Raw genomic sequence first — 8,482 nt, forward strand, 5'->3', positions numbered from 1 at the left:
GCATTGAAGGCGTACGCATGCGCAGGATCGTCGCGAAGAAGTTCACACCTGTTAGCGTTGTACCAACACCTGAAATTTGCAGCGCCCAAATCCAGTAATCAACGCCGACTCCAGGACTTGCTTCGATACCTGATAATGGCGGATAAGCCAACCAACCAGTACGGCCAAACTCTCCAAGACCTAGCGACATGTTCGTCAGGATAACACCAACGATAAACAGCCAGAAGCTTAGGTTATTTAGGTACGGGAAAGCCACGTCACGTGCGCCAATTTGCAGCGGAACGATGATGTTCATCAGACCAATAACCAATGGCATTGCGACGAAGAAAATCATGATCACGCCGTGGGCCGTAAAAATTTGGTCATAGTGTTCTGGTGGCAGGTAACCCGCCTCACCCGCAGACGAAAGTAGCTGCTGACTACGCATCATTACCGCGTCAGCGAAACCACGAATAAGCATTACCATCGCAACCGCGATGTACATAAAGCCTAGTTTTTTGTGGTCTACCGAAGTAAACCATTCATTCCACAAATACTGCCACTTTCCAGCTTTAGTCACCGCGTAAACCACGGCTAAACCGACTAAAGCCACTACCGCTAGGGTGATGACGATAATAGGTTCATGGAATGGAATTGAATCCAGAGTTAATCTTCCAAACATTGCGATTATCCTTGGTTTTCAGGCAAACAGTTCATAGAACCAGGATGCTGAGTCACGACGTTGCTGAACAGGAACGGAGGTACACTTGAGAACAAGGTCACCGGCTCAGCGATACTAGGTTCAGCTAGCGTGCTGTACTGTACCCAGTCTTCGATGCGGTCTGGACTCGCTTTAACTTTCTGCACCCAATTCAGGAATGCAGCGCGATCAGGCATAGCTGACGCAGTGAACTTCATTTGTGAGAAGCCTTCCCCACTGAAGTTCGACGCAAAGCCCTTGAAGTCACCTTCGTGGTTAGCAATCAAATTTAGCTTGGTTACCATGCCTGGCATGGCGTAAATCTGACTACCTAAACGAGGAATGAAGAACGCGTTCATGATGTTGTCGGACGTCAATTTGAACTGAACTGGCACATCTTTTGGAAACGCTACGTAGTTAACCGTCGCGATATTTTCTTCCGGGTAGATGAACAGCCATTTCCAATCTAGCGCAACGACTTCTATCGTTATCGGTTTTACGTCACTTTCCAGAGGCTTAGATGGCTCCAGTTCGTGAGTAGAACGCCATGTGATAGCGGCTAGAATCGCAATAATGATGATTGGAATAGTCCATACCACCACTTCGATTTTGGTCGAGTGCGACCACTCAGGGGCGTACTCTTCATGAGTGTTACTTGCGCGGTATCGATAGGCGAAGTAAATCGTCATAAGAATCACGGGGATCACGACGATCAACATCAGCAAAAGAGCAGTGATGATCAGCTCTTTTTCCTGGACACCAATAGCACCTTTGGGGTCAAGCAAAGCAGAATTACATCCTGAGAGCAAAAGTATGACGGACGCCAGACTCCCTCTCGATAAGATGCGTGTGTATCTTGAGGCTTCCATTAACTTTCTCGATGGTTGTCTGGTTTCTAAGCAAATGCCCAGAACCAGTTGTTATAGTCATTAGAATGTTTATGTGTTGAGCGTATGCGACATTGGACGTCAAAACGCAATTAAAACCCCACAACTAGTGTGAGTTTATTGTTACACTTTGAAATACAATGTTACATTCGGCCGCATTATGAGGACTTCGCAGTTAAAGCTCACGAGCCATATCTGGAAACTAACATTTCATTTATCAACAGAAAGTAAAGAAAGGGAATTCTCAGCGAAGCAGCTTAAATAAGAATTAGAAGCCTTTATGCCTGAAGGGCTGTAGCTTAAATGGAAATAATAAACGTTGGCTATTGACGAGTTAATCACTCAAAACTGACATCATAATCACTAAAAACCTAGGACACAAAATGTGACACAGATCAATTTAATGATTTCACACATTTTTTACATGGTATTTATCAAAAGATTATCTAATACATATAGCATTTGGTTGATTTATGAATCATTGGTCACATGCCCAGCAACACTCAAAACCTAAAAGAAATATCTTTTAAAATTAGTCAGTTATAACCCTAAACTTTATTCGTTGGGTTACATCCTCAGACCACCATCGATTTCTAACACTCTCCCTGTAAAGTACTCATTTTCAAAGATATACTTCACTGACTGTGCGATTTCTTCCGCCTTTGCCATTCTTCCGACTGGAATCATTTTTTCCAGACGTTCTATTACTTCCGGTTTCATATTCCCAGCCATAGGGGTGTGTACGACACCCGGCGCAATTGCCGCCGCACGGATACCATATTTGGCTAACTCGCGTGACCAGGTGGTGGCCATGGTTGCGACCGCCGCTTTGGAAGCAGAATAATTGGTTTGACCTATGTTTCCCGCACGCGCAACACTTGAAATATTGATGATCACACCACTAGATTCAGTTTCTATCATTTTCACTGCAGCCTCTCGACCACAAAGGAAAGTACCAGTTACGTTTACATTCATGACTAGATTGAACTGTTCCAATGGCATCTTGGAGATAGCACCCTCTTTCATTTTGACCAACAAACCATCTTTTAATACACCTGCATTGTTAACGAGCCCGTTAAGCCGACCAAAATCTTGAATAATGTCACTAAACGTCTGCTCAACTTCCTGTTCATTGGTGACATCTAATTGGTAAGTGAGCGCCTTAGCACTCAACATCTGGCATTGCTGTTGAGTGTCTCGCAATCCAGCTTCATTGATATCAAGCAGAGCCAAGTCAGCGCCCGCACGGGCAAGAACAATCGCCGTCATCTGTCCGAGCCCCTGCCCCGCGCCAGTAATAGCGATAACACTGTTTCTTAAATCCATTACGATACTCCAACGTTTTGTAACTTTTCCGAGAAGCGTCGTGACAATGTCACAAATACAAAAAGCCTCTATCGGTAATATGTCCGTTAGGGCTTTGCCGGAATGACGAGTAACATGAATAGTAATCGGTTATCGAACATCGTCATTCCCTACCGCGAAGAACGAGCGAGAAAATAAATCTCTCACATTCATTAATTACACTCATTTTTGATTTTTATAGAGCTCAAACAAACTTGAGAAATCGAGCTCCCCATATCCGCTTGAGTTATGGAACGCATACAAATTACGAGCAAGCGACCCCATAGGAACAGAAGAATGCGTTTGTAAAGCGGCATCCAACCCTAAGCCCAAATCTTTCAGCATCAATTTGCTCATAAAGCCCGGTTGATACTGATGACTTGCCGGCGCACTTTCCATCACTCCAGGACAAGGGTTATAAAGCTCTAATGCCCAGTTGCGTCCTGAGCTTTGCAGCATGATACTCGAGAGAACCTTAGGATCGAGACCATGATCAATGCCGAGATTGAGCGCTTCACACGTTCCGGACATTAAAATACCGAGCATCAAGTTGTTACAGATTTTCGCCATCTGACCATCGCCGGCTTTGCCTGCATGGAACACATTTCTGCCCATGTATTGCAAAATAGCGTTGGCTTTTGAGAAAGCTTGATCTGAGCCCCCAACGATAAACGTCAAGGTCGCCGCTTTTGCTCCAGTTACCCCCCCTGATACAGGTGAATCCACGAACAATAGCTGCTTATTTCCCGCTTCGTTCGCAACCAATCGTGACGAATCTGGATCAATGGTAGAACAATCGATGAGTAAGGTATTTGGTGCCACGAGGTTCAGAACCCCAACCCCACCGTGTAAGTCGCCAAGGTAAACACTTCTGACGTGTGATGCAGCAGGTAACATCGTAATCACCGTACCTGCACCATCCACCACTTCCGGCAAGGAACTCGCCACGATAGCGCCAAATGGTTCTAACTTTCTGGCGGCTTCGGTGTCTAAATCAAACACTTGTACATTGAACCCCGACGCTAACAGGTTCTGCGCCATTGGGCTGCCCATATTGCCTAAACCTATGAATGCAATGGTACTCATGATAAATCTCCTTCGTTTGTACGGTCTGTTTAGCTTTCGTTTAGTCGCTCAACAGACCCTAACTCTGCCAGAGGATGTTCATCTTTTGCCCACAACGAGGTAAAGAGCGTATCAACGAGATCCTCATCAACTTCAGTAACACTGTTAAACATCCAATTTGGTTCGCCATCGCGATCAATCAGCCTGGCGCGCACACCTTCTTTAAACTCACCTAATAAAGCACAACGGACAGAGAGTGTGAGTTCTAATCGGAAGCAGTCTGCCAGTGGTAAACTATGAAACTCTTTGACTTGCCTGAAGCAAATATGCGCTGTGATAGGACTACCAGCGGCGAATGTTTGTTTTGCATTTTCTAGCCACGGATTAATGTTATCCATGGCCATCACTCGCTGGGCAATAAGGTTGAGATCAAAACCTTTGCATGCTTGCTTGATTTGCTCCAGACATGGGCAAATTTGCGTGGTTGGTTTGCTGTCTATGACACTTTCTTCCATCAGAGCTAACAGCGCATTCACCAATTCTTTCGTGTTATTGCTCCCCCACGGCAAGCTCTGAAGCTCTTGCAATAAAGTTGGATAATGCTCTTCTAATAACAGCCAATCCGCAAAGCCAATTGTGACAGCGTCACTCGAATTTACTAACGCACCGGTCAATCCAAGAAATAAGCCAACCTCAGGGTCAATTTGACTTAAGAACCAAGTCCCTCCCACATCGGGGTAAAGCCCGATACTAATTTCCGGCATGGAAAGACGCGATGTAGGTGTGACCACTCTGTGGCTTGCTCCCATAAAAAGCCCCATGCCTCCGCCCATCACAATGCCTTCGCCCCAAGCAATAACGGGTTTGTTATAGGTATGGATGAGGTAGTCGCACTCATACTCCAACGTAAAGTAGCGGGTACAAAACTCGGCTGTGGTATCTTTTCCTTCGTCATGCATGACATGATAAATAGCCCTGACATCACCACCCGCACAAAATGCTTTTTCTCCGGCACCGCTAAGAACCACACACACCAAATGAGGGTCATCTTTCCATTTCAGCAACTGATCATGGAGTTGAACTAACATGTCGTAAGTAAGCGCATTTAATGATGAGACATTGTCTAAAGTCGCAACGCCAATTCGATGAATAGCGTCTGCACACTCCAATTCAGTGATCGTTACCTTTCCTGCCATTTGGCCTCCTATTGGTTTTTCCATTTAGGCTCGCGTTTCTCAAGAAAGGCACGTACACCTTCCGTTTGATCTTCGGTATCAAAGAGGTTAAGAAACAGCTCTCGCTCTTTGATAAGTCCATGCTTTAATGGTGCTGAGCGCATGTTTTGAATCAGTAATTTGCATGCCGCCACAGAGGATGGCGACTGATTTGCCACCGACAATGCCAACGCCATCGCTTTGGTTAGTGCTTCGCCTTTTGGCACAAGCTCCTCTGCTAAGCCTAGTTCGTTTGCTTGAGTTGCGCTGAGTTGTTCACCACAAAGAATCATACGCTTAGCCCAGCCTTCACCAACTAAAGCCGTGAGGTTCTGCGTTCCACCTGCACATGGCAGCAGACCCACTTTTGCTTCTGGTAATGCCAGCACCGCTTGTTCTTCCACTACTCGGAGATCACATGCCAACGCGACTTCTAATCCTCCGCCCATGGCATAGCCGTTTATTGCGGCAATGGAAACCCCACGAAAATCGGCGAGGGTTTCAAACGCTTCCCCAAATGCTCGAGCCATACCGAGTGCCACCGCTTTGTCTCCGTCAGCAAAAAGTTTGAGGTCTGCGCCTGCTGAAAAAAACTTCTCTCCATTCCCTGTTATGACGAGCGCATACACGTCTTTATTTTGGTTCAGCTCAAGGACGAGGGTTTTTAACGCGTTGAGACTGTCCGCCGTCCAGGTATTTGCCGGCGGGTTGTTCATCGTAATCACAGCGATATGATCATTAATAGTGTGTTGAATAGCGTCTTGAGGTGATGACATAGTTCGAATCCTTTCCTGATGAAATTGTTCGAATGCAGATTTACAGTAATGATGATTCTGCTGACAACAGACGGCGTGCGATGATCAAACGCATGATCTCGTTGGTACCTTCAAGGATCTGATGCACACGAACGTCGCGGAAATAACGTTCCATCGGGTATTCTTTGATGTAGCCGTAACCACCGTAAAGCTGTAAGGCTTGGTCACAGACTTGAAACCCGACATCCGTTGCAAAACGTTTTGCCATGGCACAATAGGTGGTTGCGTTTGGGTCACCGTTATCGAGTTTACTTGCGGCGTAACGAACCAGTTGTCTTGCTGCAACCAGCTCTGTTGCCATGTCCGCTAATTTAAACTGCAGCGCCTGAAATTGCGCTAACGCTTTGCCGAACTGTTTACGTTCCTGCATATACTGAGTCGCGTGGTTAAGAGCCTGTTGCGCCGTCCCGACTGAGCAGGTTGCGATATTAATTCGCCCGCCGTCTAACCCTTTCATCGCAAAGACGAAGCCTTGTCCTTCTTCACCCAATAAATGTGTGACTGGTACGGTGACGTTTTCGAATGTGACGGCACGAGTCGGTTGACTGTTCCACCCCATTTTCGGCTCTTTACGCCCATAGCTGATGCCTTTCGCATTTGCCTCAACCACAAAAGCGGAAACACCTTTCGCTCCTTGCTCTCCGGTTCGGGCCATAACGATCAACACATCAGTATCGCCAGCTCCAGAAATAAATGTTTTGCTGCCATTAAGAATGTATTGATTGCCTTTTTTCGTGGCGGAAGTGGCCAGTGAAGCCGCATCAGACCCCGCATTTGGCTCTGTTAAACAATAAGATCCTAGCCACTCCCCCGTCACTAATTTGGGACAAAACTGCGCTTTAACCACGTCACTGGCAAAACTAGCTATCATCCAACTCACCATATTGTGGATGGTCATAAACGCCGTTGTCGAAGTACAGCCCATGGATAATTGTTCAAAAATGATCGACGAGTCTAAACGGCTCAGGCCCAATCCGCCTTGCTCTTCCGGTGTGTAAAGGCTCAAAAAACCTAACTCGCCCGCTTCTCTCAACACCTCTTTCGGGAAGATCTGTTTTTCATCCCATTCCGCTGCCATGGGAGCCAAACGCTCAGCGGCAAACTGCTGCGCTGTATCGGAAAATGCACGTTGATCTTCGTTGAGTTCAAAGTCCATAAAAGCTCCTTGCTATCGGTTTAGCGCAGGTGGATCGTGAGGTTTGGCCCGCTTGGAATATCATCATCGAACCAACGCGACGTGACGGTTTTGGTTTCGGTGTAGAATCGGACAGCCTGCTTACCATAAGCATGAAGGTCGCCATAAAAACTGCCACGCCAACCCGTGAAGGAGAAAAATGGCAAAGGCACCGGAATCGGTACATTAATGCCGACTTGTCCCACCATAATTTCGTGCTGATACTTTCGTGCCGCCGCGCCATTCGCTGTGAAAATTGACGTACCGTTGCCATACGGGTTGCGATTAACCAACTCAATGGCTTCTTGCAGCGTATCCACTTCCATACACACTAAGACAGGACCAAAGATCTCCTGCGTGTACACCGACATGTCTGTCGTCACTCCCCGGAACAATGTCGGTCCGACCCAGTTGCCGTCAGGAAACCCCTCTACTTCGCATTGGCTGCCATCAAGCACACACTCTGCACCTTGTTGTTTGCCCAACTCAATCAAACCCAATACGCGCTGTTTTGCCTGCTCGCTAATAAGCGGACCATATGCGGCATCTTCATCGTCCCACGCACCCGGGTGTACGTTTTCCATCTCCCGTTTTACGTCCTCAATCCACTCTTTTGAGTCACCGACAAACACCGCCACTGAAATTGCCATGCAGCGCTGGCCCGCTGCTCCCACTGAAGAGCCGACTAAATTACTCACCACCTGATCTTTGTTCGCATCTGGCATGATCACCATGTGGTTTTTAGCACCTGCAAATGCCTGCACTCGCTTAAAGTGTTTTGTCCCTGTCGTATAAATATCTTGCGCCACCGGAACGGAACCGACAAAAGAAATCGCGCGAATATCGTTATGTGTGAGTAGAAAGTCCACTTGCTCTTTACGTCCGTGAACGATCTGCAATACGCCCTTTGGAGCGCCCGCTTCTTCAAACAATTCAGCAAGACGAATTGACGTCAAAGGCACCTGCTCTGAAGGCTTGAGAACGAATGTGTTACCGCTGGCAATCGCAACTGGAAACATCCATAACGGGATCATGGCAGGAAAGTTAAACGGGGTGATCCCGCAACACACGCCCAAAGGTTGAATCAGCGAGTAACTGTCGATATCAGTCGCGACATTTTCTACCGTTTCACCCATTAGGTTACTGGCAATATTCGCCGCTTGCTCAACCACTTCAATTCCGCGCCAAACGTCTCCTTTGGCATCAGCTAAAATCTTGCCCGTTTCATGAGAAAGCAATACCGCAATTTCTTCGTGATGCTCTTTTAACAAGTGTTGATAACGAAGCATCAGTCGCGCGCGCTC

Annotated in this window: 8 protein-coding genes; all 8 read right to left on the reverse strand. The window is 46.9% G+C overall.

Annotated elements, in window-relative coordinates:
* The coding region (locus L9Q40_RS06835) for a cbb3-type cytochrome c oxidase subunit I (RefSeq protein ID WP_498792867.1) at positions 1–661 on the reverse strand (661 nt) is incomplete at its 3' end.
* A 5-nt stretch (positions 662–666) separates the two neighbouring features.
* Complete coding sequence (gene cyoA, locus L9Q40_RS06840; RefSeq protein WP_024372973.1) at positions 667–1,548, reverse strand: ubiquinol oxidase subunit II; 882 nt, start codon at positions 1,546–1,548, stop codon at positions 667–669.
* A 585-nt stretch (positions 1,549–2,133) separates the two neighbouring features.
* Positions 2,134–2,892 (reverse strand): SDR family oxidoreductase, encoded by a 759-nt coding sequence (locus L9Q40_RS06845; RefSeq protein WP_420659689.1) that lies wholly within the window; start codon positions 2,890–2,892, stop codon positions 2,134–2,136.
* 201 nt (positions 2,893–3,093) lie between these two features.
* A complete protein-coding gene (gene mmsB / locus L9Q40_RS06850) occupies positions 3,094–3,996 on the reverse strand; it encodes a 3-hydroxyisobutyrate dehydrogenase (RefSeq protein ID WP_498792870.1) in 903 nt (300 codons plus the stop codon).
* Between the two features lie 29 nt (positions 3,997–4,025).
* Positions 4,026–5,171: an enoyl-CoA hydratase/isomerase family protein gene (locus L9Q40_RS06855; protein WP_498792871.1), complete on the reverse strand. Its 1,146-nt coding sequence runs from the start codon at positions 5,169–5,171 to the stop codon at positions 4,026–4,028.
* Positions 5,172–5,179: 8 nt separating this feature from the next.
* The gene (locus L9Q40_RS06860; RefSeq protein ID WP_268669178.1) at positions 5,180–5,965 is read right to left on the reverse strand and encodes an enoyl-CoA hydratase; all 786 of its coding nucleotides are present in this window, start codon (positions 5,963–5,965) and stop codon (positions 5,180–5,182) included.
* Positions 5,966–6,005: 40 nt separating this feature from the next.
* On the reverse strand, positions 6,006–7,160 hold the full coding sequence (locus tag L9Q40_RS06865) for an acyl-CoA dehydrogenase family protein (protein WP_498792872.1): 1,155 nt from the start codon (positions 7,158–7,160) through the stop codon (positions 6,006–6,008).
* A gap of 20 nt (positions 7,161–7,180) precedes the next feature.
* On the reverse strand, positions 7,181–8,482 hold a 1,302-nt coding region (locus tag L9Q40_RS06870; RefSeq protein WP_498792873.1), incomplete at its 5' end, for a CoA-acylating methylmalonate-semialdehyde dehydrogenase.

The organism is Allocatenococcus thiocycli, assembly GCF_921292965.1.
Classification (GTDB): Bacteria; Pseudomonadota; Gammaproteobacteria; order Enterobacterales; family Vibrionaceae; genus Vibrio; species Vibrio natriegens.

Bases quoted from the DNA above. Each gene is read 5' to 3' on its own strand.
- cyoA (WP_024372973.1), bottom strand. From the start codon at position 1,548: ATGGAAGCCTCAAGATACACACGCATCTTATCGAGAGGGAGTCTGGCG.
- L9Q40_RS06845 (WP_420659689.1), bottom strand. From the start codon at position 2,892: ATGGATTTAAGAAACAGTGTTATCGCTATTACTGGCGCGGGGCAGGGG.
- mmsB (WP_498792870.1), bottom strand. From the start codon at position 3,996: ATGAGTACCATTGCATTCATAGGTTTAGGCAATATGGGCAGCCCAATG.
- L9Q40_RS06855 (WP_498792871.1), bottom strand. From the start codon at position 5,171: ATGGCAGGAAAGGTAACGATCACTGAATTGGAGTGTGCAGACGCTATT.
- L9Q40_RS06860 (WP_268669178.1), bottom strand. From the start codon at position 5,965: ATGTCATCACCTCAAGACGCTATTCAACACACTATTAATGATCATATC.
- L9Q40_RS06865 (WP_498792872.1), bottom strand. From the start codon at position 7,160: ATGGACTTTGAACTCAACGAAGATCAACGTGCATTTTCCGATACAGCG.